The organism is Nocardia pneumoniae NBRC 100136 (assembly GCF_000308755.1).
Taxonomy (GTDB): Bacteria; Actinomycetota; Actinomycetes; order Mycobacteriales; family Mycobacteriaceae; genus Nocardia; species Nocardia pneumoniae.
On sequence record NZ_BAGF01000058.1, the window covers coordinates 244,608 to 268,246 of the forward strand.

Annotated in this window: 25 protein-coding genes; 13 read left to right on the plus strand and 12 right to left on the minus strand. The window is 69.1% G+C overall.

The genetic code is table 11. The features are described 5' to 3' along the window. Positions 1-214: 214 nt before the first annotated feature. Entirely contained in the window at positions 215-1,714 is a 1,500-nt protein-coding gene (locus ON34_RS19495) for an MFS transporter (protein WP_040781107.1), read from the minus strand. 116 nt (positions 1,715-1,830) lie between these two features. Between ON34_RS19495 and ON34_RS19500 the strand changes: the two genes are divergently transcribed. Together ON34_RS19500 and ON34_RS19505 are read left to right on the plus strand one after the other, a co-directional pair. Then, positions 1,831-2,511, plus strand: a complete 681-nt coding sequence (locus ON34_RS19500; RefSeq protein ID WP_040781109.1) for a TetR/AcrR family transcriptional regulator — start codon at positions 1,831-1,833, stop codon at positions 2,509-2,511. Positions 2,512-2,565: 54 nt separating this feature from the next. Continuing rightward, a complete protein-coding gene (locus ON34_RS19505) occupies positions 2,566-3,864 on the plus strand; it encodes a D-arabinono-1,4-lactone oxidase (RefSeq protein ID WP_040781110.1) in 1,299 nt (432 codons plus the stop codon). A gap of 40 nt (positions 3,865-3,904) precedes the next feature. Here ON34_RS19505 and ON34_RS19510 read toward each other — a convergent pair whose 3' ends face one another. After that, the gene (locus ON34_RS19510; protein ID WP_040781112.1) at positions 3,905-4,651 is read right to left on the minus strand and encodes an SIR2 family NAD-dependent protein deacylase; all 747 of its coding nucleotides are present in this window, start codon (positions 4,649-4,651) and stop codon (positions 3,905-3,907) included. Positions 4,652-4,757: 106 nt separating this feature from the next. On the opposite strand from ON34_RS19510, the gene ON34_RS19515 reads away from it, so the two are divergent. The 3 genes from ON34_RS19515 (at position 4,758) to ON34_RS19525 (ending at position 6,957) form a co-directional block, all read left to right on the plus strand. Next, entirely contained in the window at positions 4,758-5,666 is a 909-nt protein-coding gene (locus ON34_RS19515) for an oxygenase MpaB family protein (RefSeq protein WP_040781114.1), read from the plus strand. Between the two features lie 418 nt (positions 5,667-6,084). Beyond that, the gene (locus tag ON34_RS19520) at positions 6,085-6,498 is read left to right on the plus strand and encodes an arsenate reductase ArsC (protein ID WP_040781116.1); all 414 of its coding nucleotides are present in this window, start codon (positions 6,085-6,087) and stop codon (positions 6,496-6,498) included. Positions 6,499-6,552: 54 nt separating this feature from the next. Continuing rightward, positions 6,553-6,957 carry a VOC family protein gene (locus ON34_RS19525; RefSeq protein ID WP_040781118.1) on the plus strand — a complete coding sequence of 135 codons (405 nt, stop codon included), beginning with the start codon at positions 6,553-6,555 and terminating at the stop codon, positions 6,955-6,957. 65 nt (positions 6,958-7,022) lie between these two features. Here ON34_RS19525 and ON34_RS19530 read toward each other — a convergent pair whose 3' ends face one another. Together ON34_RS19530 and ON34_RS19535 are read right to left on the minus strand one after the other, a co-directional pair. After that, positions 7,023-7,736, minus strand: coding sequence for a helix-turn-helix transcriptional regulator (locus tag ON34_RS19530; RefSeq protein ID WP_040781120.1), 714 nt, complete (start codon positions 7,734-7,736; stop codon positions 7,023-7,025). Between the two features lie 128 nt (positions 7,737-7,864). Continuing rightward, entirely contained in the window at positions 7,865-8,362 is a 498-nt protein-coding gene (locus tag ON34_RS19535; RefSeq protein ID WP_040781122.1) for a hypothetical protein, read from the minus strand. A gap of 305 nt (positions 8,363-8,667) precedes the next feature. Here ON34_RS19535 and ON34_RS19540 point away from each other — a divergent pair, with 305 nt between their 5' ends. The 4 genes from ON34_RS19540 to ON34_RS19555 all read left to right on the plus strand — a co-directional run bounded on the left by ON34_RS19540 (position 8,668) and on the right by ON34_RS19555 (position 12,754). Further along, entirely contained in the window at positions 8,668-10,092 is a 1,425-nt protein-coding gene (locus tag ON34_RS19540) for a bifunctional lysylphosphatidylglycerol flippase/synthetase MprF (RefSeq protein ID WP_040781124.1), read from the plus strand. Further along, positions 10,083-11,021 carry a threonine/serine dehydratase gene (locus ON34_RS19545; RefSeq protein WP_040781126.1) on the plus strand — a complete coding sequence of 313 codons (939 nt, stop codon included), beginning with the start codon at positions 10,083-10,085 and terminating at the stop codon, positions 11,019-11,021. Before ON34_RS19540 ends, ON34_RS19545 begins: the two co-directional genes overlap by 10 nt. A 135-nt stretch (positions 11,022-11,156) precedes the next feature. After that, a complete protein-coding gene (locus ON34_RS19550; RefSeq protein WP_040781128.1) occupies positions 11,157-11,705 on the plus strand; it encodes a thioredoxin family protein in 549 nt (182 codons plus the stop codon). A gap of 128 nt (positions 11,706-11,833) precedes the next feature. Beyond that, entirely contained in the window at positions 11,834-12,754 is a 921-nt protein-coding gene (locus tag ON34_RS19555) for a hypothetical protein (protein WP_040781130.1), read from the plus strand. Here the strand turns inward: ON34_RS19555 and ON34_RS19560 are convergent. After that, a complete protein-coding gene (locus tag ON34_RS19560) occupies positions 12,751-13,917 on the minus strand; it encodes an MFS transporter (protein ID WP_245548098.1) in 1,167 nt (388 codons plus the stop codon). The two genes, ON34_RS19555 and ON34_RS19560, sit on opposite strands and share 4 nt — an antisense overlap. A 107-nt stretch (positions 13,918-14,024) precedes the next feature. Between ON34_RS19560 and ON34_RS19565 the strand changes: the two genes are divergently transcribed. Next, positions 14,025-14,465, plus strand: a complete 441-nt coding sequence (locus ON34_RS19565; RefSeq protein ID WP_051022858.1) for a MarR family winged helix-turn-helix transcriptional regulator — start codon at positions 14,025-14,027, stop codon at positions 14,463-14,465. A gap of 163 nt (positions 14,466-14,628) precedes the next feature. Here the strand turns inward: ON34_RS19565 and ON34_RS19570 are convergent, their stop codons facing one another. Both ON34_RS19570 and ON34_RS19575 read right to left on the minus strand, forming a co-directional pair. After that, positions 14,629-15,243, minus strand: coding sequence for a dihydrofolate reductase family protein (locus ON34_RS19570; protein ID WP_040781134.1), 615 nt, complete (start codon positions 15,241-15,243; stop codon positions 14,629-14,631). A 121-nt stretch (positions 15,244-15,364) separates the two neighbouring features. Beyond that, on the minus strand, positions 15,365-16,327 hold the full coding sequence (locus ON34_RS19575; RefSeq protein WP_040781277.1) for a GlxA family transcriptional regulator: 963 nt from the start codon (positions 16,325-16,327) through the stop codon (positions 15,365-15,367). 154 nt (positions 16,328-16,481) lie between these two features. Between ON34_RS19575 and ON34_RS19580 the strand changes: the two genes are divergently transcribed. Next, entirely contained in the window at positions 16,482-16,937 is a 456-nt protein-coding gene (locus ON34_RS19580; RefSeq protein WP_040781136.1) for a hypothetical protein, read from the plus strand. Between the two features lie 3 nt (positions 16,938-16,940). Here the strand turns inward: ON34_RS19580 and ON34_RS19585 are convergent, their stop codons facing one another. The 4 genes from ON34_RS19585 to ON34_RS19600 all read right to left on the minus strand — a co-directional run bounded on the left by ON34_RS19585 (position 16,941) and on the right by ON34_RS19600 (position 20,883). After that, a complete protein-coding gene (locus ON34_RS19585) occupies positions 16,941-17,846 on the minus strand; it encodes a universal stress protein (RefSeq protein WP_040781138.1) in 906 nt (301 codons plus the stop codon). 95 nt (positions 17,847-17,941) lie between these two features. Continuing rightward, the gene (locus tag ON34_RS19590; protein ID WP_040781140.1) at positions 17,942-18,337 is read right to left on the minus strand and encodes an Ig-like domain repeat protein; all 396 of its coding nucleotides are present in this window, start codon (positions 18,335-18,337) and stop codon (positions 17,942-17,944) included. Positions 18,338-18,529: 192 nt separating this feature from the next. After that, on the minus strand, positions 18,530-19,438 hold the full coding sequence (locus ON34_RS19595) for an EamA family transporter (protein ID WP_040781281.1): 909 nt from the start codon (positions 19,436-19,438) through the stop codon (positions 18,530-18,532). Between the two features lie 554 nt (positions 19,439-19,992). Further along, the gene (locus ON34_RS19600) at positions 19,993-20,883 is read right to left on the minus strand and encodes a helix-turn-helix transcriptional regulator (RefSeq protein ID WP_040781283.1); all 891 of its coding nucleotides are present in this window, start codon (positions 20,881-20,883) and stop codon (positions 19,993-19,995) included. A gap of 101 nt (positions 20,884-20,984) precedes the next feature. Here ON34_RS19600 and ON34_RS19605 point away from each other — a divergent pair, with 101 nt between their 5' ends. Beyond that, entirely contained in the window at positions 20,985-21,734 is a 750-nt protein-coding gene (locus tag ON34_RS19605) for an SDR family oxidoreductase (protein ID WP_040781142.1), read from the plus strand. Between the two features lie 31 nt (positions 21,735-21,765). Then, positions 21,766-22,254: a GNAT family N-acetyltransferase gene (locus ON34_RS19610; RefSeq protein ID WP_040781143.1), complete on the plus strand. Its 489-nt coding sequence runs from the start codon at positions 21,766-21,768 to the stop codon at positions 22,252-22,254. 25 nt (positions 22,255-22,279) lie between these two features. On the opposite strand, the gene ON34_RS19615 is transcribed toward ON34_RS19610, so the two are convergent. After that, a complete protein-coding gene (locus ON34_RS19615; RefSeq protein WP_040781146.1) occupies positions 22,280-23,170 on the minus strand; it encodes a phosphotransferase in 891 nt (296 codons plus the stop codon). Positions 23,171-23,639 lie beyond the last annotated feature (469 nt).

A 23,639-nucleotide genomic window follows, 5' to 3' on the forward strand; every position in this document is an offset into this window, starting at 1 on the left:
GGACAGGCGCTGAGCACCGCGCCCGATCCGAGGAGTCTACGAACCTCGCGGGTTGGGTGGTGAGGGTGGTGCCGCCGCCGCGTACGCCGGTGCCACAGAAGGGGACGTAGCAGTCTTTTAGCTACCCACGCCGCGGCGGCTGGAATCATAAACGGCCGCCGCTCCTGCGACGAGGTCGCGGGAGCGGCGGCCGCCGGATGGACGGGCCTTGGCGTCAGTGAGCGAGTACCGGCTCACCCTCTGCGGGCACGGGTGCGGTACTCGGCATGAGCACCGCGGTGAGGAAGGCACCTGCCACGAAGATCGCGGTGGCCCACCAGAAGCTGGTGGTGTAGCTCTCGATCGCGGCCTGGGCGATGGTCAGTGGATCCGGCTTGCGGACCGACAGGTAGTCCTCGGCCGCGGAGGCGGCGATGGTGCTGAGCAGGGCCGTGCCGATCGACCCGCCGACCTGCTGGCTGGTGTTGATCATGGCCGAGGCCACGCCCGCGTCCTCATGCTGCACGCCCGAGGTGGCGCCCTGGAAGGCGACCGACATGGCGCCGCCGAGGCCGAGACCCAGCAAGATCAGGGCGGGCAGGATGTGGGTGGCATAGCCGGTGTCCAAACCGATCCGGGTCAACCAGGCCATGCCTGCCGCCGCGACCAGGAAGCCGCCGCTGACCACGATCTTCGGTCCGATCTTCGGCATCAGCAGCGACGGGGCGGTGGTCGAGGAGGCGACCATCGCCGCGACCATCGGCAGGAACGCCACGCCGGTCATGATCGGCGAGTAGCCCAGCGTCAGCTGCATGTAGTAGGTGAGGAACAGGAAGATGGCGAACATCCCGATGCCCATGACGAAGACCGTCAGGTAGGAGGTGCCACGCATCCGGTCGAGCACGATCCGCACCGGAAGCAGCGGATGCGCGACCCGGGTCTCCAGCCAGGCGAACACCGCGATCAGCGCGGCGCCGCCGATCAGGAAGGCGAGCGTGACGCCGTTGCTCCACCCGTCCGATTCCGCGTGCGAGAACCCGTAGACGATGCCGAACAGGCCCGCGGTGACCACGATGGTGCCGGGGATGTCGAGCTTGGGCCGCTCGGTGCTCGCATGCTTGGCCAGCAGCAGTACCGCGCCGACCAGCGCGACGGCCGCGAAGGCCAGGTTGACGAACATCACCCAGCGCCACGACGCCCATTCGGTGAGCGCGCCGCCGAGCAGCAGGCCGATGGCGCCGCCGGTACCGGCGACCGCGCCGAAGATGCCGAACGCTTTCGCCCGCTCGGACGGTTCGGTGAAGGTCACGGTGAGCAGCGACAACGCGGCGGGCGCCAGCAGCGCGCCGAAGACACCTTGACCGACGCGTGCCGCGACGAGCATCTCGAAGCTGGTGGCCGCGCCGCCGATCGCGGAGGCCACCGCGAAACCGACCAGGCCGATGATGAAGGTGTTACGCCTGCCGAACAGGTCACTGAGCCGTCCGCCGAGCAGCAGGAGGCTGCCGAACGCCAGCGCGTACCCGGTGACCACCCACGAGCGGTCGCCGTCGCTGAAGCCGAGGTCCTGCTGGGCCGCGGGCAGCGCGATGTTCACCACGGTCGCGTCGAGCACGACCATGAGCTGAGCGACGCCGAGGACGGCGAGTACCCACCAGCGCAGCGCGTGCGAGCCGCGCCTGCCGCTTCCCGTCTTCTCGGGCGCGGGCGCCCCACGGTCGATCGCGGTAGTCATGTGTCCCCTTTGTCTCGAGCGTTGATCCGGAGGTGATAGCTCCACTTACCGAGAAATCTATCACGTTAACGGAGACAACGCCTCCACTTAATCCCGGACATTGATAGAATGGCTATGTGAATCACGCCACGGTCGCCTCTGCACCCCGGCGCCTGCGGGCCGATGCCGCGCGCAATCAACAGCGGATCATCGCCGCGGCGCGCGAACTGTTCGCCGATCACGGGCTCGAGATCACCCTCGACGACGTGGCCGAGCGTGCGGGCGTCGGCGTCGGCACGGTCTACCGCCGCTTCGCGAACAAGAAGGAACTGATCGTCGAAGTCTTCGAGCAGAACCTGAACGAGTTCGCCGACGCCGCCGACGCCGCCTACCGACATCCCGATCCCTGGTTCGGACTGGTCGAGTTCTTCGAGTACGCCTGTCGGCATATGGCGACCAACCGCGGGTTCAGCGAGGTGATGCTCGAACTCGAAGAGGACGATACCGACCGTTTCGTCGTCGTGCGCGATCGGATCAAGCCCACCGTGACGGCCATCTGCGCGCGAGCGCGCGACGCGGGAGTCCTCGCCGAGGGCATCGAGCCGTCGGACTTCTTCGCGCTCGTGCACATGGTCGACGGCGTGGCCGAGTTCGCGAGGCCGGTCAATCCGGATGTGTGGCAGCGCTATATGGCCATCGCGCTCAATGGCGTGCGCGCGGACGGCACGCCACGCCAGCATCTCGTCGTCCCGCCGCTGACCGACGAGGAAGTCGAACAGGCCAAGCAGCACGTGACCTGCGGGGGACGCAAGCGGTAGCGAAATCACGACATAAGTAGCGCGCGTCACGATCGCTCCCGTAGAGTTGGTCATATGACCAATTCGTGGGTGAACTGGGCCGGCGATCAACAGTGCACGCCCGCGATGGTGGCCACACCGCGTTCGGTCGACGAACTGGCGGATCTGCTCGGCAACGCCGAGACCGAGGGGCGCATCGTGCGCGTTGCGGGCACCGGTCACTCGTTCAGCGACGCCGTCCTCACCGACGGCATGCTGCTGAGCCTGGCGCGGCTGAACCGCGTTCTCGACGTGGACCGCGCAACCGGCCTCGTCCGGGTCGAAGCGGGCATCACCCTGAACGCCGCGAGCACCGCGCTGCACGAACACGGCCTGGCCTTCCCGAACCTCGGCGACATCGACGCCCAGACCGTGGCAGGCGCCACCGCCACCGCCACCCACGGCACCGGCGCGACGTTGCAAAACCTCTCCGCCGCGGTGCATTCCGTGGAACTGATGCTCGCGGACGGCAGCCGGGTCGAGCTGAACGAGCAGACCGACCCGGACGGATGGCGCGCGGCACGAGTGAGCGTCGGCGCGCTGGGTGTCGTCACCGCGGTGACGCTGCAGTTGGTGCCCTCATTTGTGCTGGAGGGCATAGAACGCCCGGTTCCCGTGGAGGAGGTGCTCGCCGACCTGGATTCCTTCGTCGACGGCAACGAGCATTTCGAGTTCTACATGTTCGCGCACAGCTCGCTGGCCATGACCAAGCGCAACAACCGCGTGTCCCTGCCCGAGCGGCCGCGCGCCAAGTCCGTCGACTGGTTCGCCGACATCCTGATGTCCAACTATCTGTTCGACGGCCTGTGCAAGCTGAGCCGCAGACAGCCGCGCCTGGTCCCGTTGATCCACCGCGGCGCGGCCTACGCGGGTAGTTACCGGCGCCAGGTGGACCGGTCCTACCGCGTGTTCGCGTCGCCGCGGCTGATCCGCTTCACCGAGATGGAGTACGCCATCCCGCGCGAGCACTCCGCCGACGCGATACGCGAGATCAAAGAACTGTCGACCGGATTCGACACACCGATGCCCATCGAAGTGCGGTGGGTCGCGCCGGACGACGCGTTCCTCTCCCCCGCGGGCGGCCGGGAAACCTGCTACATCGCCGTGCACCAGTACCGCGGCATGGAGTTCGAGCCGTACTTCCGTGCCTGCGAAGCGGTTTTCGATCGCTACCAGGGCCGACCGCACTGGGGTAAGCGCCACTTCCAAACCGCCGCGACGCTGCGCGACCGCTACCCCGACTGGGATCGGTTCGCCGAGGTGCGCCGTCGATTGGACCCCAAGGGACGTTTCGCCAACACTTACCTCGATCGGGTGCTCGGCCCGGTCGGCTGACGCGAACGCCAGGGCCGCGGCGGGTTGCCGGATTCAGCGATCAGGCGGCGAGGATCTCGGCGACGAGGTGCGGCACGGCGGTTCCGATGGGCTCACGGATGATCTCGGTGGCCAGTTCGTCATACGGCGTCGGCTCGGCGTTGACGATGACCAAGTCGGCGCCGCCGCGCACGGCGACCGCGCACATCGACGCGGCGGGTTCCACCTGCAACGACGTTCCGATGGCCAGGAAGATGTCGCTGGTCTCCGCGGTGATGACGGCCTTGGCCATGGTGCGCCGGTCCATCTGCTGGCCGAACATCACGGTGGCGGCCTTCAGGATGCCGCCGCAGCCGGGACAGGGCGGATCGGGTTCGCCCGCGCTCACGCGCTCGAGCGTGGCGGCCATCGTGGTCTGGTAGTCGCAGTCGACGCAGACCACGTCGAACATGTTGCCGTGGATCTCGATCACCCGCTCCGGCGATGACCCCGCCCGCTGGTGCAAGCGGTCGATGTTCTGCGTGATGATGGTGACCGCCCGACCGGCTCGTTCCAGATCGGCCAGCGCGTTGTGCGCCGGGTTCGGCACCGCCTGCCACGCCGGATTGTCCCGGCGGGCCAGCCAGGCACGCTTGCGCAGTTCCGGGTCGGACACATAGTTCTGGTAGGTGGAAAGCAGTTCGGCGATCGGGTCTTTCGTCCAGACCCCGCGCGGGCCGCGGAAATCCGGGATACCGGAATCGGTGGAGATGCCCGCGCCGGTGAGCACCCCGATCCGGCCGGTACGACTGCGCCACTCGGTCGTCATGCCTGCCAGCCTAGGGGCACCGGGTGACGCGACCATGAATAGACGATGAGAGATTGTTACTGTTATCATCTCATTATCTTGAGCCGGTCGATCAAGGGAGATCACGATGACCGCGTCCGTCGCACCCGAAGCCACCGAACGAGCGCTCCCGCCCCGCCGCCCGATCCGACCGGGCACCCGGATGTGGGACGAGACCGGCCTGATCACGTTCTCGCTCACCGCGGGCTCGGCCTTCCTGCTGCAGACCATGGAGCCGACCATCTCCGCGGTGGTCGACGAGTACTCCACCTTCCGCACCGACCCGATGGGCCGTGCCGTGCGCAGCCTGGCCTCGGTGATGATGTGGGTCTACGGCGGCGAGGAGGCGCTCGCCGAGGCCGACCGGCTCCGGGAACTGCACGCGTCGCTGAACACCACCGACGCCAAGGGGGTGCGGCACACCGCGCTGTCCAGCGGTCCGTGGGCCTGGGTGCTGCACACCGGGACGTTCGCATTCACCGAGAGCGCGGAATACTTCGCCCGCCGCCCGCTCACCGCGGCCGAGAAGGAGGCGTACTTCCAGGAGACGGTGCAGCTGATGCGCAATTTCTCCGTGCCGCCCAAGGAGATCCCGGCCGACTACGCCGCGTTCGAGGAGTTCTTCGCCGACACCGTCGCCAACCACCTGGTGGCGACCGACACCGCGCGGGACTACCTCCGGGTGATCCGGTCGGTGGCCCCGCCGAAGCAGCTGCCGCGCGCCCTACGACCGGCTTGGAAGGCGGCGGTGGCCCCGGTGGGATGGCTCCAGTATTTCGTGACGGTGGGCACCACCCCCGAGGCCGCACGGGAGAAGTTGGGCCTGACCTGGACGGCGTCCGATGAGCGCAAACTTCGAGCGCTCGGCTGGCTGATCGCGCGGATCGTCCCGCTGCTTCCGGAACGGCTGCGCTACTTCCCGATCGCCTATGAGGCACGCCGCCTGGAACACGACCGCAGGCGACTGCGCAAGATGATCGATATGCGTCCGATCTGACGTGCTGGCGCGTCCTCAGGGGCGCGTTCCGGACCTCTCGTAGGCGGTGCGAGCGGCGGCGGCGTCCGGCCGCAGTTGGAATCCGAAGTGCGCCAACCTGTCCCGGAGAGACGTACCACCGTTTCACAGCGGACGGTCACGGATCATGACGGCGAACGCCGCGCCATCACCGTCCGGTCGGCTCCGCCACGCCACGGCGCCGACCTTTCGCAACGGCTGCGCGGCAACGCCTTCGGGCCGTGACCTGCGATCTTTCCGTACTTCCCCGCGTCAACGCACGGCCCGCGGTAACGATTCGCGGCGCGCTGGTATACGTATCTCATACGCTGCGACAGCGTTTCGGCTCCACCACCACACCGGACGGCCCGTCCGGCGGCCAGCACACGCAGGCTCCACCTGTTCATCGAAAGGCGTTCGCATGTCCCACAAGCCCAGTGTGCTGTTCGTCTGCGTGCAGAACGCGGGCCGTTCGCAGATGGCCGCCGGGTTTCTCACCGCACTCGCCGGAGACCGGTTCGACGTGCGATCGGCGGGCAGCGCACCCGCCGAGACACTCAACGCCACCGTGGTCGACGCCATGGCCGAGATCGGCATCGACATCTCCGGCCACACCCCCAAGCCGCTCACCGTGGACGCGGTCGGCATTTCCGACGTCGTGATCACCATGGGTTGCGGCGACGCCTGCCCGTTCTTCCCCGGTATCAGCTACCGCGACTGGGTGCTGCCGGACCCGGCCGGTCAGACCATCGACGTGGTGCGCACCATCCGCGACCACATCCGCATCCTGGTGGAGAACCTGATCGCCGAGCTGGTCCCCGTGCCCGCACGCTGAACGCTGTCCGATTCGTTCAAGACTGTCCGGCGCGCCCCTGCCTAGCCTGCCGGTATGACTCCACGACTCGACGTCATCGGCATCGTCGTCACCGATGTGGCCGCCTCGGTGGCCTTCTACCGCCGTCTCGGCCTCGATTTCCCCTCGGGTGCGGAACAGGAGGGGCACGTCGAGGCCGCCCTGCCCCATGGCCTGCGGCTCACGCTGGACACCGAGGCCGTCATCAGGTCGTTCCACGCCGAGTGGACGCCGCCGACCGGAGGGGGCCGCCTGGGGATCGCGTTCCGCTGCGCCGACCCCGCGGAGGTCGACGCCGTGTACGCCGATCTGGTGGACGCCGGATACCACGGCGAATTGAAGCCGTGGGACGCCTTCTGGGGGCAGCGGTACGCGGTGGTGCACGATCCCGACGGCAACGGCGTCGACTTGTACGCCGCGCTCCCCACGGCCGCCGAATAACGCCTGTCGCGCCGTCGAAGTCGGCGCGCCGGTGGGCTTGATCGCGCCCGGGGAGCTCGGATCGCCTAGGACCGGGCGAGCAACTCACCCAAGGGAATCCCGGCCAGCGCGCGCACCTCTCGGGACAGGTGCGCCTGGTCGGCGAATCCCGCCAGCGTCGCGGTGTCCGCGAGCGGGACGCCGTTGCGCGCCGCGGCCAGGGCACGTTGCAGGCGCAGCACCCTGGCCAGCGTCTTCGGGCCGTAGCCGAATGCGGCCAGCGAGCGCCGGTGCAGGGTTCGCTCGCCCAGCCCCGCCGCGTCGGCGACCGCGGCCACCGGCCACCCGGCCGCCAGAGCGTCGACCACGCGCCGCATGAGCGGATCGGCGCGTTCGGCATCGGCCGACCGCCGCAGCACGATTCGTTCCAGCGCCACGCTCTGATCGTCGGCGGACTCGAGCTGACCGATCAGCCGCCGGACCGCCGCCGACGGCCACAGATCCGCGAGATCGACCCGCTGGTTCAGCAGTTCGGACGCTGGGACGCCGAGCAGCGCGGGCGCGGTGCCCGGGAAGAACCGGATGCCGATGTACCGGCCGCCGTGCGGCTCGGCGGGGTGGTAGGCCTGCGTGTCCGGACCCGCGACGACCAGCCGCCCCGCCATCCAGATCAGATCCATGCACCCGTCCGGCAGCACGGGCAGCGCCGGACTGCGTCCATCGACGGTTTTGGTCCACAGCACGGCGCCCTCGTACCGCGACCTCCGCTCGCGGTAAGCGCCCGCTCCGACCTCGTTCACGCCGCCGACGCTACGTCAGCCCACCGACAGTTCTGCGCCCCTCGCGCGCCTTCGGCGCACGACCTCGATCATCCGGACGTACCATCCGACCATGCTCCGCTGCGGGGACCGATTCGCTTCCGGTTCGATCAGCGAGCGGGCGCAGGGATCGGGACGATGCCGCGCGGCACGACCCGGAGGTAGGGATGGGGATGGGCCGCGGCGATTTTCGACGCCGGATCCTTGCACGCGACGGTGACGTCACCATTCGGCGCGGAGGAAAACGTCCACAGCGTCATCCATTCCGTGCCGCCGACCGTCTCGGTCTTCTTCACGTCCGATGAACGCAGATCTTCATTCCGTCCGGAACTATCGGTAACCGTGCAGCGAATACCGTTGGCGGCCTGACCCCATGCCGCCGGTGCCCGGATATCGAGCACCGCGTCCTCGGGCACCGGGACCTTCTTGGTGTCACCGAGCAAAACGCGGACCACGCCACCCGCTTCGTCGTGGTCGCGTGCGGCTGTGGTCGTCGCCGCGGCGACCGCGCTCGTCGATGCCGATTCCGTGCTCGCGGGCTGGTCGTCGGAACACCCGACCACGGTCACGGCGAAAAGCGCGGGAAGCGCCAGCCAGCTCAGTTTCACAGTCGGACCTCTCGTCGCGCCCATTCGCCAGGCGATTGGTTCGGATCAGCCAGAGCACTGAGCATGACAACGTCGACGGGGAAAATCCTGGCTACACGCCGAGCAATCGGCAATTGGACGGCAATCGTCCGAATTCGCGTCTCGGCGCGCTTTTCCGCGACTCGTGCCGTCACGCCCGCGCCGGGTTCGGAGAAGGGCATTGCCCATGACGCCGCTGGATCCGCATAGTGTGTCGGTAGGTGATCATCGGGAGGCCACCATGGCGACACAGCCGGGGGGACGCGGCGCGGGGGCGGAGCACGGCCATGTCTGACGACCAGGGAATGACCGGCTCGCGCACACTGCGCGCCGCCACACTGAGCGGTTACCGCGAAGCCGCGGTCACCGCCGCGCCCGCCATGCGGCCGGTGCTGATCACCGTGGCTGTCCTGATCGCCGTGGCGCTGGCCTACGAGGCCGACGCCACCTCACACGACGGCGTCGATCACAGCTGGTTCGCCGCCCTCGCGCTGTCCGGCCTGTTCATCGCCCGCGGGCTGCATCTGCGTCGTCCGATCACCCTGCCGCACGGCACGTCCGCGGTGCTCGTGCTGGCGATCGCCCACCTCGCCTACCGGGCCGAGCACCCCGGCGCGGGCTTCGTCCTGTTGTCCGCCACGGGCTTCGTGCTGGTGCTGCCGCTGTCGAGCAAACCGCAGCCCGAGGAGTTGGCTCGGGTGGCCGAACTGGTCGGCCGCACCGAGGACGACCCGCTGGCACCGTTCGCGCTGCATTCATCCAAGTCCTATTTCTTCCACGCGTCGTCCACCGCGGCGATCGGGTATCGCACCCGCTTCGGCATCGCGGTCGTCGCGGGCGACCCGATCGGCGACCGCGCCGCCTTCCCCGAACTGGTCACGGCGTTCTCCGAATTCGCGGCCGACCGCGGCTGGCGCGTCGCCGTGTTGGGCGCGAGCCCCGCACTGGCCGACCTGTGGCGGCTGCGCGCGCTGGAACACCGCGGGCTGCACGCGGTCCCGATCGGCCGCGACGTGGTGCTCGACGTCGACCGGTTCACCCTCGTCGGGCGCAAGTTCCGCAATCTGCGCCAAGCCGTGAACCGCACCAAGAACTCCGGCGTCACCACCGAGGTGGTGTACGAATCGGCGTTGACCGAGGCGCGGCGCCGAGAACTGCTGGCCATCGTCGACGAATGGGGCCGGGGCAGGCAGAACCGGGGCTTCTCGATGATCCTGGATCATCTGCTCGACGGACGAAACCCGAACATGCTGGTCGTCATCGCCGACCACCCGGAGGGCCGTCCCGCGGGCTTCCAGCGCTACGGCAGTTCCGGGCACGGGCGGGAACTGAGCCTCGACGTCCCGTGGCGGCGCAAGGACGCGCCCAACGGGCTGGACGAACGCATGATCGTGGATCTGGTCGATTACGCGAAAGCGCACGACATCCGCCGGATCTCGCTGGCTTTCGCTCCGTTTCCCGAACTGTTCGCCGAGAAACGCAGATCGCGCACGGCCGAGCTGCTCTCCCTGGTCGTGCACCTGGGCGATCCGCTGATCCGGCTGGAATCGCTCTACCGGTTCCTGCGCAAATTCCACGCGCTGTCGCGGCCGCGCTACGTACTGATCCGCTGGCGCGAGGTGGTGGTCGCCGCCGCGGCCCTGCTGACCCTGGAGTTCGCGCCGCACCGCCGTGAGTACCCGACCGTATCCCAAGGAGCGTCATGGAACTGACCCACAGCGACGTGAAAGCCGCGGCCGAGCGCGTGACGGGCCGGGTCAGGCCGGTGGCCGTGGCGCAGGCCGACAGCGCGGGCGAGCTGTGGTTCGCGCTGGAGTTCCTGCAGCACACCGGAAGCTTCAAGGCCAGGGGCGCGCTGAACTTCCTGCTCACCCACCGGGAGAACGGCACGCTGCCGCCGGTGGGCGTGACGATCGCCTCGGGCGGAAACGCCGGGCTTGCCTGCGCGTGGGCGGCCCGCAACCAGGGCATTCGGGCGACTGTGTTCCTGCCGACCACGGCCCCGCGGGTCAAGGTGGACCGGCTGACCTCCTATGGCGCCGAAGTCCGGTTGGTGGGCACCCAATACGCCGACGCGCTCGCCGCCAGCCGCGAGTTCGCCGACGACACTGGCGCTCTGCTCTCCCACGCCTACGACAACCCGCTCATCGCGGCGGGAGCAGGCACGCTGATGACGGAGATCCACGAGCGGATCCCCGATCTGGGCACCGTCGTCGTCGCGGTCGGCGGAGGCGGATTGTTCTCCGGCGTCGCCACCGCGGCCGATCACTACGGCGTCCGCACCGTCGCCGTGGAGCCCGCCCGCTGCCGAGCTCTGCACGCCGCGATCACGGCGGGACGGATCGTCGACGTGGAGGTCGACTCGATCGCCGCCGACTCGCTCGGCGCCCGGCGCGCCTCGGAGCTGGCGCTGGCGGCCGCACGCCGGTACGACGTCGAGTCGGTGCTGGTCGAGGACGCCGCGATCATCGCGGCCCGCCGCGGGCTGTGGCAGGAGCGCCGTATCGCGGTAGAGCACGCCGCGGCGACCGCTCTGGCCGCGATCCTCGGCGATGAACCGGCGTTCCGGCGCTCCCCTGGCGAACGGGTGTGCGTGGTTCTCTGCGGGGCGAACACCGATCCGTCGGACTTGGCCGGGTAGGCGTACCCGCGCCTTCGCTCCGGCTCGAGCTGGTCCGCCACGCCGAGCGACGGTTCATCGGCGTATTTCCGACGAATGGGACGATACGGGGTTAGGCTCCCCGCTGTCGTCTTCGATCCGGACGGAAGGCACACCATGGCGCATACCTCACTCATGGTCCCCCTAGGCACCGCACTACCCGATTTCTCGCTTCCCGATCTCGACCAGCGGATCTACTCCCGCGACGACTTCGCGGGCGGACCCGGGCTGCTGGTGGTCTTCGCCTGCAACCACTGCCCCTACGTCAAACACATCGAGGCGGCGCTGGGCGAACTGGTCGACACCCTGCCGTCCATGCCGACCGTGGCGATCTGCAGCAACGACGCGACCGCCTACCCGGACGACGCGCCGCTGCGACTGCGCGACCAAGCGATCCGGGCGGGTTGGACCTTCCCCTACCTCGTCGACGAGGACCAGCAGGTCGGCCGGGCATTTCGCGCCGCATGCACCCCGGACTTCTTCCTCTACGACGCCAACCTCGAGCTTGCCTACCGCGGCGCCTTCGACGAGTCGACTCCCGGCAATGGAAAGCCGTTGACCGGCAATGACTTGCGGGCCGCCATCGAGGCCGTGCTGGACGGCAAGCCCGTCCCCGAACCGCACCGGCCCAGCATGGGTTGCTCGATCAAATGGCGGGACGCCTGACGCCAATTCGGTTGCCCCACTGAGCAAAGCGATTCGTTCCCGGAACCGGTCCGGAAAACAGCCCTGCCGATTTCGGCCGCGATGAGGGAGACTGTCGAAGACACCGGGGACACGGAAGGGGTGGGACGGTGGCGACGATCGTCCTCGTACACGGCATCGCGCAGGAACAGGAATCGGCCGACACGCTGGAGGCGCGCTGGCTGCCAGGTCTGGCGGGGGGCGTACGCAACCACGGCGCGCCGGATCTCGCGGATCGGTTGTGGCGCAACGGTTCTCCTGGCGATATCTCGACCCGGATGGCGTTCTACGGCAATCAATTCCTGGCCGAGGGCGCCCAGGGCACCGGAACCGAACTCGACGACGCGCAACTCGACCTGATGGAGGCGCTGGCCGCCGAATGGCTGGCGACGGCGACCGTGCACGCCGGGGACGCCCGCGACCGCGCGACCGCCCGCCGCCTCGGCACTCCCCCGCCGCCGGACGCGGTGGCGCAAGGAGCGCAGGCGACACTGCGACCGGCCCTCAACGCGCTGATGCGATTGCGCTGGTTCGCGCCGTTCGGCTTCGGGCTGGCGCAGAAGTTCGTCGTGCGCGCCCTGTCCCAAGTCGCCCGCTATTTCACCGACGACGAGATCCGGGCGTATGCCCAGCAGCAGGTGCTCGACCACGTCGGTCCCGACACCCGGCTGGTCATCGCGCATTCGCTCGGCAGCGTGGTCGCCTACGAAGCCCTGCACCGCACCGAGCACCCGGTGACCCTGCTGACCATGGGGTCGCCGCTCGGCCTGCGCACCGTCATCTACGACAGGTTGCACCCGCAGCCGTGCAGCGTGCCGAGATCGGTGACCGGCTGGCACAACGTGGTCGACGAGGACGACCTCGTTGCCGCCCACCTCGACCTGGCTCCGTTGTTTCCGCCGTACCCCGGGGCCGCCGTCACCCCGGTCACCGAGCAGCACTTCGACAACGGCGCGTCACCGCACGACTCCACCAACTATCTGACGAAAGCCGTCACCGGTGGCATCGTCGCGAAAGCGCTCGGCCATTAACCGTTCTCGAATTCCGCCTGCCGGTCCGGTTCCCGGCGCGAACTCGCTCGGCGGTCGCGCCACAGGAGACAACCCGCCACGGCGATCCCGCATCCGGTGAGCACCGCGCCCACCGGATAGAGCCACCGCACGCCCGCGCCGTCGCCGATCACCCACCCGCCGATCCGGCCCGCGCCCGCGGCGGCGAGCTGGAATCCGGACGCGTTCACGGCGACGGCCAAGGTCGGCGCGGCCGTGGCCGCGGTCACTACCCGTGCCTGCATGCCGGGGATGACGGCGAATGCCAGGACACCCAGCAAGAAAGTGAGTGCCGCCGTAGCGATTCGGACTCCGCCCGCCAACCAGAACAGCAGCAGCACCCCGGCGAGCGCGGCCAGCAGTCCGGTCACCGAGGGCAGCAGAGCCCGGTCGGCGAGCTTGCCGCCGAGCTGGTTGCCGAGAACCGCACCGACGCCGTAGACCAGCAGCAGTATCGGCACCGCGCCCGCCGGGAAGCCGCCGACCTCGGTCAGCAACGGCGTGATGTAGGTGAAGACCATGACGACACCGACATTCCCGACAGCGGTGAGCGCGATCGCCCACAGCACATCACCGTCGGCGAAAACGCGCAGTTCATGCTGGATCGAGCCCGCCGCCGAGCCCGGCTGATCCGGCATGAAGCGCAACACCAGCGGTACCGCGGCTGCCGCACAGCAGGCGACGGCAGCGAAAGTGGCTCGCCAGCCCAGACTTTGACCGATTGCCGCGCCGAGCGGAGTGCCCAGCACGATGCCCAGATTCATGCCGAGAGCAACGCGCGCCACGGCCGTGGCCTCGGTACCCGGCTGGGCGGTCGACACGGCGGTGGCGACCGCGACCGCGAAGAAGGTGGCGACGACCGAACCCGCCGCACCGCGCATGGCCAGCAGCACAGCGTAATTCGGCGCGAAGGCCGAGCCGAGATTGGCCAGTATCGCGATCGACACCAATCCGACGACCAACGGCTTGCGCGCCACCCTCGCGGTCAGCACCGTCACCACCGGACCGCCGATGATCATGCCGATCGCATACGCCGTCACCAGCGCTCCCGCGGACGCCACCGAAACCCCCAGGCCGCCCGCCACCTCGGGCAGGATGCCCGCGATCACGAACTCGCCGGTCGTCAGGCTGAACACCACCAGCATCAGAGAAAACACCGCGGGCCGCATCACACGCCTTCCAGATAGTTATAACTAGAATGATACGAACTAGAACTATCACAGTTCGAATCGAAAGCGCTAGACTCGGAGCAATGACGCGGCAGCCCGATCCCGTGGTGGACACCGAACTCGACCGCGACGTGTGCAAGCTGGTGCATCAGTTCACCCATCGGCTCGACGTGCACGTCCGCCGCGTCGCCGAACAGCTCGAGCTCACCCCCTCGCAGGTGATCGCGCTACGCGAACTGTCCGAACCGATCACCGCCAGGGAGCTGGCGGCGCGGATGTCCTGCGAGCCGTCCAACGCGACGTTCGTCCTGGACCGGCTGGAGCAGCATGGCCTGATCCGCCGCGAGCCGCACCCCAGCGATCGCCGCGCCAAGCAGATCGTGCTGACCCCTGCCGGTCAGCGCCGACGCGATGACGCGCTGGAATTGCTCGGCGCGAGCTCCCCCTTGACCTCGCTCACCGAAACGCAACAGCGGGCGTTACGCGATCTGCTGCTCACCATGGCCGCCGCCGCAGAGCGCTGACCGGAAGCCGAGTCGCATCGGTCCGATCGCGGCCCGATCCAGCCCCGCCTTCCCGCCGAGTTCGACCGGCGACCGACCTGCCCCAGCGCCGACCGGATCCACTTCGGCGCCGGGCAGGTGGAGTTCGGGAAAGACCGCTCCCTCGCAACGCACGGCGGGGCGGCTACTGGTCATCCTGCGACAGATGGGTTTTCGCGTCCTCGTAGGTTCCGGCGGGCGCGGCGTCGTCGCGGGTGTAAACCAGGTGCAGCACGCCGGTGGCGAAGGTCTGCGATGACAGCAGGCGCAGCGGGATCGTGGGCCCACCGTCCTCGAACAGACGCTCGCCTTTGCCGACGGCGATCGGGTGGACGAGCAGGTGCAGTTCGTCCAGCAGGCCCGCGTCCAGGAGCTGACGAACCACCGAGACCGAGCCGCTCATGCCGATATCGCCGCCCGGCTCGCTCTTCAACGCGGTGACCGCCTCGACCAGATCACCCTTCAGCACTTCGGAGTTGCGCCAGCTGAAGTCGAGATCCTGGTGTGACACCACGATTTTGCGCGCGTCGCCCAGCTTCTTCGCGAACGGCGCGTCCGGGCCGCCCGCGGCTTCCCGCTCCGGCCATGCGCCCGCGAAGCCGTCGTAGGTCTTGCGCCCGAGCAACAGCGTGTCGGCGGCACCGAGCTGGGCGTCGACGGCCGCGCCCATGTCGTCGTCGAAATACGGGAAGTGCCAGTCCTGCGGGTCCTCGATGACGCCGTCGAGCGCGATGAACAGTCCTGCGGTGATCTTCCTCATCGTGTTACTCCTGGATCAGTGTGTGCGTGTGTCGCTTGATCCGACGGAGCGAAGCGCGAGAACTCATCGGTCGCCGAGACCTGCTCGGTTCCGGCCGGTTTCGCGCACCCGGCCGCGACCGCTACCCGGGTCGGTCCGCGCCGGAGCCGTGGAAGGCCGCCCGGTAGCTGTGCGGACTGGTGCCGACCACCCGCTTGAAGCGATCGCGAAACGCGGTCGGCGAACCGAATCCGACCTGGCCCGCGATCCGGTCCACCGGGTGGCTGGTGGCTTCCAGCAGGTGCTGGGCCTGCCGGATGCGCGCACGCAGCAGCCACTGCAACGGCGTCGTTCCGGTGTGCTCGCGGAAGCGGCGGTTCAGCGTGCGGGTGCTCATCCCGGCGTGTGCGGCGATGTCGTCGAGGGACAGGTCCTTCGCGGCGTTGTCCTGTATCCACCGCAGCACCGGTTCCAGTGCCGAGCCGCGCGGGGTCGGCGGCTGGTCGTGCACGATGAATTGCGCCTGTCCGCCTTCCCGTTCCAGCGGGACGACCGCCGTCCTGGCCGCGTCGGCCGCGACGGCAGAGCCGTAGTCGCGGCGAATCATATGCAGGCACATGTCGATTCCCGCCGCCGCGCCCGCCGAGGTGAGCAACGATCCGTTGTCCACGTACAGCACGTCCGGGTCCACCTCGATGTCCGGATAGCGGGCGGCGAGTTCCCCGGCGGCGAGCCAGTGCGTGGTCGCTCGGCGACCGTCCAGCAATCCGGTCGCGGCGAGGATGAAGGCGCCGGAGCAGATGGAGGCGATGCGGGTACCGGCGGCGGCGGCGCGGCGCAACGCGTCGATCACCTCGTCCGGCACCGGCAGTCCAGGGTCCGCACAGCCCGGCAGGATGATCGTGTCCGCCTCGAGCAGCGCGTCGAGCCCCCACGGCGCTCGCAGCGTGAACACCCCGGCATCGACGGTCGATCGGTGCGCGCAGACCCGCACGCGATAGGCGGGCCGCCCATCGGGCAGCCGGGTGCGACCGAACACCTCGACGGGCGTGGCCAGGTCGAACGCGATGACCTGATCCAAGGCGAGTACGGCCACGGTATGCATGGCCATAGCGTAGTTATTCGGTCGAATCCAGCCAATGCGTCCTATCTGGCAGGAAATACTTCTTCCCAGCTCACGCGAGTTGGCGAGAATCGACCGATATATGGCAGTTCCGCCAGTTCCTCCCGATACGCCGCTCTGGCTAGTCTCGACCGCCGTGACGAAGTTCCTGCTCTCGGTCCACGTGCTCGCCGCGATCATCGCCGTAGGCCCGGTGACGGTCGCGGCCAGCATGTTTCCCGCCACCACCCGCCGTGCGCTCGCCGCGACCGCGGCCGACCACAGCCCGGCCGTCCTCGGCACCCTGCATCGCATCTGCCGGGTCTATGCCATGATCGGCATCGTCGTCCCGGTGTTCGGTCTGCTCACCGCGCTCAGCCTCGGCGTGCTCGGCGATGCGTGGCTGGTGGTGTCGATCGCGTTGACCGCGGCCGCGGCGGGCGTGCTCGCCCTGCTCGTGCTGCCCGGCCAGCAGAAGATCCTCGCCGACCGCACCGGCGCCACCCCGGCGCTGATCCGCCGCCTCGCCATGGACGCCGGGGTGTTCAACCTGCTGTGGGCGGTGGTCACCGTCCTGATGATCGTCCGTCCCGGCTCGACGACCGGTGCGTGAGGCTCAGTCGGGCAGGTGCCGGACCGTGATCGTGCGGTCGCGAACGATCATGATCGGACACCGCACCGACAGCAGCAGCGCCTGACTCGTCGAACCGAACAGCATGCTGGCGAATCCACCACGCCCCCGGCTGCCGACCACGAGCAGCTGCGCCCGCTCGGAGTGTTCCAGCAGACAGTGTTCCGGGCGGTCGGTGACTATCTCCCGCTGGATCTCGACATCGGGAAAACACTCCTGCCATCCGGCCAGGCTTTCCGCGAGCACGAGCTGCTTGTCCGGATCGGCTGTGCGCTCGGCACCCGGCACGGGCAGTTCGACACCGGTCCACACGTGCAGTGCGAGCAGCGGCACGCCCCGCGCCGATGCCTCCTGCAGCGCCGCCTCGATGGCGGGTTCGCTGATTTCGGTGCCGTCGACGCCGACGACGATCGGCTGCTTCCTGGCTTCCCGCGTGAGCGGCGCGCCCTCCCGGACCACCACCAGCGGGCAGTGCGACCGCCGGGCCAGCGCCGCGCTGACCGAGCCGAGCAAGGCGCGCCGCATGGTGCCGCGCTCGCGGGTGCCCACCACCATCATCCGGGCCTCCCCGGTGCGGTCCAGCAGTGCCGGACCGACCGGTTCGTGCACCAATTCGGTGGTCACCTCGATGTCGCGCAGGCCGGTAAGCGCGATCAACGCCTCCTGGGTGGCGGTGTCCAGGACCCAGCGACCGTGGCCTTCCATGCGCGCGTAGTCGGTGCTCGTCAGCGGTTCGGTGATGCCGGGCCCGTAGTCGGCGACCGGATCGAGAACGTGGACCAGACGCAGCGGCGCTCGATGCTGCGCGGCGGCCTGCGCCGCCCACGCGATCGCCGCCGCCGATCCCGCGGACCCGTCCACACCGACCACGATCGGTCTGTTGGTTCGCATGCTCACTTCCTTCCAGCACGAAAGGTCGAGGTCAGCACCGCGCAATCGACATTACCGGGGCATAGGGCATGGACCGGCCAGCCCTAGGGTTTCGGTCATCCGCCGAAAACGGCGCAGGCGTAACCCAGATGGACCCCGTTGCCCACCGTGACCTCGATGCTCGCCACGAACGACGCGTCCGGCTCTTGCACCGCGCTGACGGTGTGCGGCCCGGGAGTGGCGGGCACCCAGGTGATCAAAGCGACGCCGCCGGAGGGCTGGACCACGCCGAAGGGAACACCGTTGTCGTAGAAGACGACCGGTGCGACGAGATCGGTCACGGTGGCCCTCGCGGTGTACGTGCAACCGGTTCCGTAGTTCGTCGCCATCCCGAAGTTGATGCCGGGATACATTCCGACCTGCGTCACCGTGGCTCCCGCCGTCGGCAGTGCGCTCAACGTGACCGCCGCCGCGGCGGCGAACACCGCCGCCGCGCCAACTCGAATCCGCATCTCGGTGGTCCCATCCTTCGCTCGTCGTCCCGGCGCCGGGCACACGCACCGGCGAGGTACCTAGATCCTCACTCCCGCCCGGCCTCGAGAGGGTGCGAACCGCCGAACAGCGACCAGAACGTCGCCCTCCGCTGATACGTCGTGCTGCTGCTCGGCCACGAATGGCAGCGGAGTATCCCGCGCAACCGTGCGTCAATCCTTCGCTTCGGTGCGCGTCGCGCCCGCGGACGCCGCGACCACACACGCCACTCCCGTCCACTGTCCGAGGTTCATGACCTGGCCGAGAACCACCAAGCCCGCAACCGCCGCGACCGCGGGTTCCAAGCTCATCAACACTCCGAACACGCGGGGTGAGATCCGCCGCAACGCTTCCAACTCCACGGAGTACGGCAGCACCGATGACAGCATCGCCACCGCGAACCCGGCAGCGAGCACCGCAGGTTGCAGCAGCGCGGTCCCCGCGTCGGCAATGCCGACCGGCAGCATCACCACACCACCGAAGGCCATGGCCAGCGCCAGTCCACCGCCGCCATCGGTCTTCTCGCCCAGCGCGGCGCTGAGCAGGATGTATCCCGCCCAGCACGCCGCCGCTGCGAGCGCGAACAGCACGCCGACCCAATCCACGTCGCCGTCCGCCCTGGTCAGCAGCAGCACACCCGCACCGGCCAGCACCGCCCACACCGGGTCGATCCAGCGCCGCGACCCCGCCAGCGCGACCGTCAGCGGTCCGAGGAATTCGATCGTCACCGCCATCCCGAGCGGAATCCGATCAATCGCCGCGTAGAACGAGAGGTTCATCGACGCCAGCACCGCGCCGTACCCGAGCACCACCGGCAGCGCGCCGCGCTCGACCCGCAGCGACGAGCGCCAGAACACCAGCAGGACGACTCCGGCGAACACGAGCCGCAACGTGACCGCGCCCGCCGCGCCGGTCGCCGAGAACAGTTGCTTCGCCAGCGCCGCCCCCACCTGCACACTGACGATCCCGGCCAGCACCAGCGCCGTGGGTGGCACGCCACCGAGTCCTCGCGCGGTGATCGAACGCCACACCGATACCGGTGTGGTCCCGCGCCGCGCCCGCTCGAAGTCGATCGCTACCACGCCCACCTCCGTCGTGCTCGAAAGACTGCCCAGCACAGCCAATCACGCGGGTACGACAAGACCAACCGGGCTGGGCCCACGCCGGGAAACCTCGTTCGCCGAAGCCCGCACTCCTTGCCTCGACTTCCTCCGGCCAGCCAGAACGACCTCGTCCGCGGCGACAATCACCTGGACGCCGTGTCGTCATCGGAGATCGGCAAGAGCCACATTCGGGCGCAGCTGCGTGCCGCCCTGCGAACGAGATCGAGGGTCGGCGCTCGCTGACCGGCATCGGAAGCACCGGCAGCAGCGCGGGATTCGGTCTCTCGCGCGGCAGCGCACACCGGGTAGGCGCTCGCGCTGTGCGCACTGTCGGCACGCGGCGGGCTGCTCGCGCACAACCTCGCGCGACTGTTCCGATTCCGCCTCCAGCATGCGCTGCTCGCCGTGATGGGTCACGGTGGCGGAGGCGTCGCTAGCGCGGCAACGTTTGCCGTCGGCTCGGACGCCGACGAGGGCGACGCGCCGTCCCACACCGCGTCAACTGGTCACCGCGCGGTGAACAAGCCTTCGGCTCAGCCCTTTTGCCGGTGAGCACCGGGTTGCCCGGCGGAATGTCGTGCGTCCCGGTCCTCGTCGGACGCTTTGTCCGCGATCAGGCTGCCCAGCAAGGCAAGTGAGCGTTCGGAGGGTGAACCGGGTTCCGCGTGGTAGGCGATGAGAATCTGCCCCGGCGCGCCGTTCACGCTGAGTGTTTCGTAGGAGAGAGTCAGCTCGCCGACCATCGGGTTGCGGAACCGTTTCACCCCCGCGGTCTTCACTCGCACGTCGTGGCGCGCCCATAACTGCCGGAAATCCTCGCTCTTGAGCGACAATTCGCCGACCAGTTCGGTCAGGCGCGGATCGTCGAGGTCGGCGCCCGCGGTCGCCCGCAGGCTCGCGACGGTGTCGGCCGCGATGGTCGGCCAATCGGAGTAGAGCTCGCGCGCCTCGGGATCGAGGAAGATCATGCGCACCTGGTTGACCCCGGGAACCGAGCAGGAGTTGACGGCCTCGGCCAGCGGGTTCGCCGCCAGCACGTCCAGGTACTTGCCGAGCACCAGCGCGGGCGTGTGCGGCCACGCGTTCATCAGCCGCAGCAACCCGGGCGCTACCCGTTCGGGGCGGCGCGGCGCTCTCGGTCGCTTCACCACGGGTCGCGCCAGCTCGCGCAGATGCGCCGTGCCCTCGTCGTCCAGCGCGAACACCCGCGCCAGCGCCGCGATGACCTGCTCGGACGGGTGCCTGTCGCGTCCCTGCTCCAGCCGCACGTAGTAGTCGGCGCTCACCCCAGCGAGCAGTGCGATCTCCTCGCGACGCAACCCGGCGACGCGGCGTTGACCGCCGCCGGACAACCCGAAGTCCTCCGGTCGCGCCAGCTCACGACGCGCCCGCAGGAACGCGCCCAGTCGATTGTCGGAGTCCATGACCCGAGCGTAGGCGAGCGGCACCCCGGCTGGGTGGCCCCGCGACTACCAGGAAGTCCGCGACCTGGCAGGGGGCCGCCGCGAGGCCGAACGTAGTGGACATGACAAACAACCTCACCGGCCGCGTCGCGGTCATCACCGGAGCATCGAGTGGAATCGGGGCCGCCACCGCACGGCAACTCGCGCGGGGCGGCGCCAAGGTCGCCCTGCTGGGCAGACGCAAGGATCGCATCGAAGAACTCGCCGCCGAGATCGGCGGGGACGCGCTCGCCGTGGTCGCCGACGTCGGCGACCAGCAGTCGGTGCGCGACGCCGCCGCCACCGTGCGTGCGGCGTTCGGCCCGGTCGACTTGGTCGTCGCGAACGCGGGCGTCATGCTCGCCGCGCCGTTCGAGTCCGCGCTCACCGACGAGTGGGACCAGATGGTCGGCACCAACATCAACGGCTTGCTCTACACCGGACGCGCCTTCATCGATGATCTGCTCGCGGCGGCGAGCGCGGGCAAGCCAGCGGATCTGGTGCTGGTCGGATCGGTCGGCGGGCACCTGGTCTTCCCCAACTACGCCGTGTACACCGCCACCAAGGCCGCGGTCGCGCACCTGACCCGCAACCTGCGCGCCGAGTTCGGGCCGCGCGGTGTCCGGGTGAAGAACATCGAACCCGGCTTCGTCGGCACCGAACTCGGCGCGGGGATGCGGGACGAGCAACAGCGCGCGGGGCTGGAGCAGTGGCGCACCGCGATCGAGATCCTGGAACCCGGCGACATCGCCGACGCCATCGCCTACGCCGTCGCCGCACCCAAGCGCGTCAATGTGGCGGAGCTGATCGTGGTCCCGACTCAGCAGGGCTAGCAGCGGCGCGTCCGCTGCTACAGTCCGGCGGATGACGGACATTGCCCCGGTTCTGCGCCCAGCTCGACCCGAGGACGCCTCGGCGATCGCCGAGATCTGGTACCACGGCTGGCGCGACGGCCACCTGGGCAACGTCCCCGACGCCCTACTGGCCGTCCGGCCGCGCGACTCGTTCGACGTTCGCGCGGCCGACCGGGTCGCCGACACCACCGTCGCCACCGTGGACGGCACGGTCGCGGGCTTCGTCATGGTCGATGGGGACGAGGTCGATCAGGTCTACGTAGCCGCCGAGCATCGGTGCACCGGCGTGGCCGCGCTGTTGCTGACCGCGGCCGAACAGCGTGTCCACGCCGATGGCCACGACCGCGCCTGGCTCGCCGTCGTCCCCGGCAATATCCGGGCCCGCCGGTTCTACGCCAACCGTGGCTGGGTCGACGAGGGCGCCTTCACCCATGCGGCACCCGGCCCCACCGGCCCGGTCCCGGTCCCGGCCCACCGCTTTGTGAAGCACCTGCGCTGACGGTGCGCGGGGCCGGGAACGCCGTCTAGTCGAGATCGGCCCACCCCGGCCACGGGCGCATGCCCTTGTCGCCGCGGATGTATTCCAGGCGGCGCCGCGCTTGCCCCTGGTAGGCGCGATTTTCCGTGGCCGCGCGCAGTGATTGCAGAGCCAGCCGGAACTCTTGGATATCGCGTAGCAGATAGAAACCATCCCAGCGGGTCACATCGCAGCCGTACCCGGCACAGAAGTCGGCGTAGTCCGCGGCGGTGATCGTTGCCGCCGTCCAGCACTCGATCGCCGTGTGCACCAAGTCCCACTCCGGCGGGCCGATCACCGCCCGGCCGAAACCGACCAGGATCACGGTGCCGTCGTCACCGACCACGACGTTCTCGCCCCAATCGGTGCCCTGGATCACCGACCACGGCATGCCGTCGGGCCGCGTCTTCCACCGGCCCCGCAGTTCCTCGAGATGCCCGCGCAGCCAGCGCCGGTCTTCCTCCGTCACGGTCCGCGCGGCGGCGATCTCCTCTTCCAGGCCAGCCAAAGGCATCATGCGACGGAGCTCGAACCCCGGCAGTGGCAGGCGGTGCAGCTGCGCCAGCGCCTTGGCCATCTCGACGGGCGTTCCAGGATGATGCGGCGGCAGGTCCTGCCAGAAGGTCACCGCACGACGATCCACCACCACCGGCTGCGGGATATCCGGCACCAAGCGCGCCGCGGACACCCCGCACGTCTCCAGCCACCGGGCCACGGCGACCTCCCGCCCGACCGCCAGCTTCTCCGCCCGACCGCCGATCCGCGCCACAATGCCGTCGTGCAGCTTGAATACCGTCTGCGAGCCGACCGGCTCCGCGCCCGCGGAGTCGATCCCCACGCTCACGCAGGCGGCCCGCAAGACCGAGCGCATCCCGTTCTCCGTGATTCCCGCGGTCATGACAGCCCTCCAAGCCCCCGCCGACCGACGCTCCCGCCCCGGGAGCGATAGCACCGCAACTCGGCTTCGAGCGTCATAGCAGCCATCCAGATACCAGGGGGCTAACAGCCCGTTTGCCCTGCTCAGTTGACGTTACTAGCGCTATTCCACCGCCCACAGCAATCAAACAGAATCCACCAGTTTCGCCCGATTCCTCCCATTTCCCGCCGGTCGGCAGTCCATCCACATCGCACCTACACCCAGCCATCAGCAAGGCAAACAAGGCCTGTGTCGAAGAGCGCTGATGTCACGGCGGCCCCTTTGCACGCGTCCCACCGTCGACCCACGGCGCTAGTTGATCAGCGCGGCGACGTAGGCCATCACCGCCGCGACCAGCGCGATGTACTGCACGGGAAACCGGATTAACCCAACCCGGCCCACCGCCACGGTGATCCGAAGGCGAAGCCCGCCGGATGAGGCGTGGGGTCGT

Excerpts from the sequence above, each read along its gene's own strand:
- ON34_RS19570 (WP_040781134.1), bottom strand. The coding sequence starts at position 15,243 with ATGAGGAAGATCACCGCAGGACTGTTCATCGCGCTCGACGGCGTCATC.
- ON34_RS19520 (WP_040781116.1), top strand. The coding sequence starts at position 6,085 with ATGTCCCACAAGCCCAGTGTGCTGTTCGTCTGCGTGCAGAACGCGGGC.
- ON34_RS19565 (WP_051022858.1), top strand. The coding sequence starts at position 14,025 with ATGACGCGGCAGCCCGATCCCGTGGTGGACACCGAACTCGACCGCGAC.
- ON34_RS19590 (WP_040781140.1), bottom strand. The coding sequence starts at position 18,337 with ATGCGGATTCGAGTTGGCGCGGCGGCGGTGTTCGCCGCCGCGGCGGCG.
- ON34_RS19605 (WP_040781142.1), top strand. The coding sequence starts at position 20,985 with ATGACAAACAACCTCACCGGCCGCGTCGCGGTCATCACCGGAGCATCG.
- ON34_RS19600 (WP_040781283.1), bottom strand. The coding sequence starts at position 20,883 with ATGGACTCCGACAATCGACTGGGCGCGTTCCTGCGGGCGCGTCGTGAG.
- ON34_RS19615 (WP_040781146.1), bottom strand. The coding sequence starts at position 23,170 with ATGACCGCGGGAATCACGGAGAACGGGATGCGCTCGGTCTTGCGGGCC.
- ON34_RS19575 (WP_040781277.1), bottom strand. The coding sequence starts at position 16,327 with ATGCATACCGTGGCCGTACTCGCCTTGGATCAGGTCATCGCGTTCGAC.
- ON34_RS19560 (WP_245548098.1), bottom strand. The coding sequence starts at position 13,917 with ATGCTGGTGGTGTTCAGCCTGACGACCGGCGAGTTCGTGATCGCGGGC.
- ON34_RS19525 (WP_040781118.1), top strand. The coding sequence starts at position 6,553 with ATGACTCCACGACTCGACGTCATCGGCATCGTCGTCACCGATGTGGCC.
- ON34_RS19610 (WP_040781143.1), top strand. The coding sequence starts at position 21,766 with ATGACGGACATTGCCCCGGTTCTGCGCCCAGCTCGACCCGAGGACGCC.
- ON34_RS19510 (WP_040781112.1), bottom strand. The coding sequence starts at position 4,651 with ATGACGACCGAGTGGCGCAGTCGTACCGGCCGGATCGGGGTGCTCACC.
- ON34_RS19550 (WP_040781128.1), top strand. The coding sequence starts at position 11,157 with ATGGCGCATACCTCACTCATGGTCCCCCTAGGCACCGCACTACCCGAT.
- ON34_RS19540 (WP_040781124.1), top strand. The coding sequence starts at position 8,668 with ATGTCTGACGACCAGGGAATGACCGGCTCGCGCACACTGCGCGCCGCC.
- ON34_RS19545 (WP_040781126.1), top strand. The coding sequence starts at position 10,083 with ATGGAACTGACCCACAGCGACGTGAAAGCCGCGGCCGAGCGCGTGACG.
- ON34_RS19505 (WP_040781110.1), top strand. The coding sequence starts at position 2,566 with ATGACCAATTCGTGGGTGAACTGGGCCGGCGATCAACAGTGCACGCCC.
- ON34_RS19515 (WP_040781114.1), top strand. The coding sequence starts at position 4,758 with ATGACCGCGTCCGTCGCACCCGAAGCCACCGAACGAGCGCTCCCGCCC.
- ON34_RS19495 (WP_040781107.1), bottom strand. The coding sequence starts at position 1,714 with ATGACTACCGCGATCGACCGTGGGGCGCCCGCGCCCGAGAAGACGGGA.
- ON34_RS19585 (WP_040781138.1), bottom strand. The coding sequence starts at position 17,846 with ATGCGAACCAACAGACCGATCGTGGTCGGTGTGGACGGGTCCGCGGGA.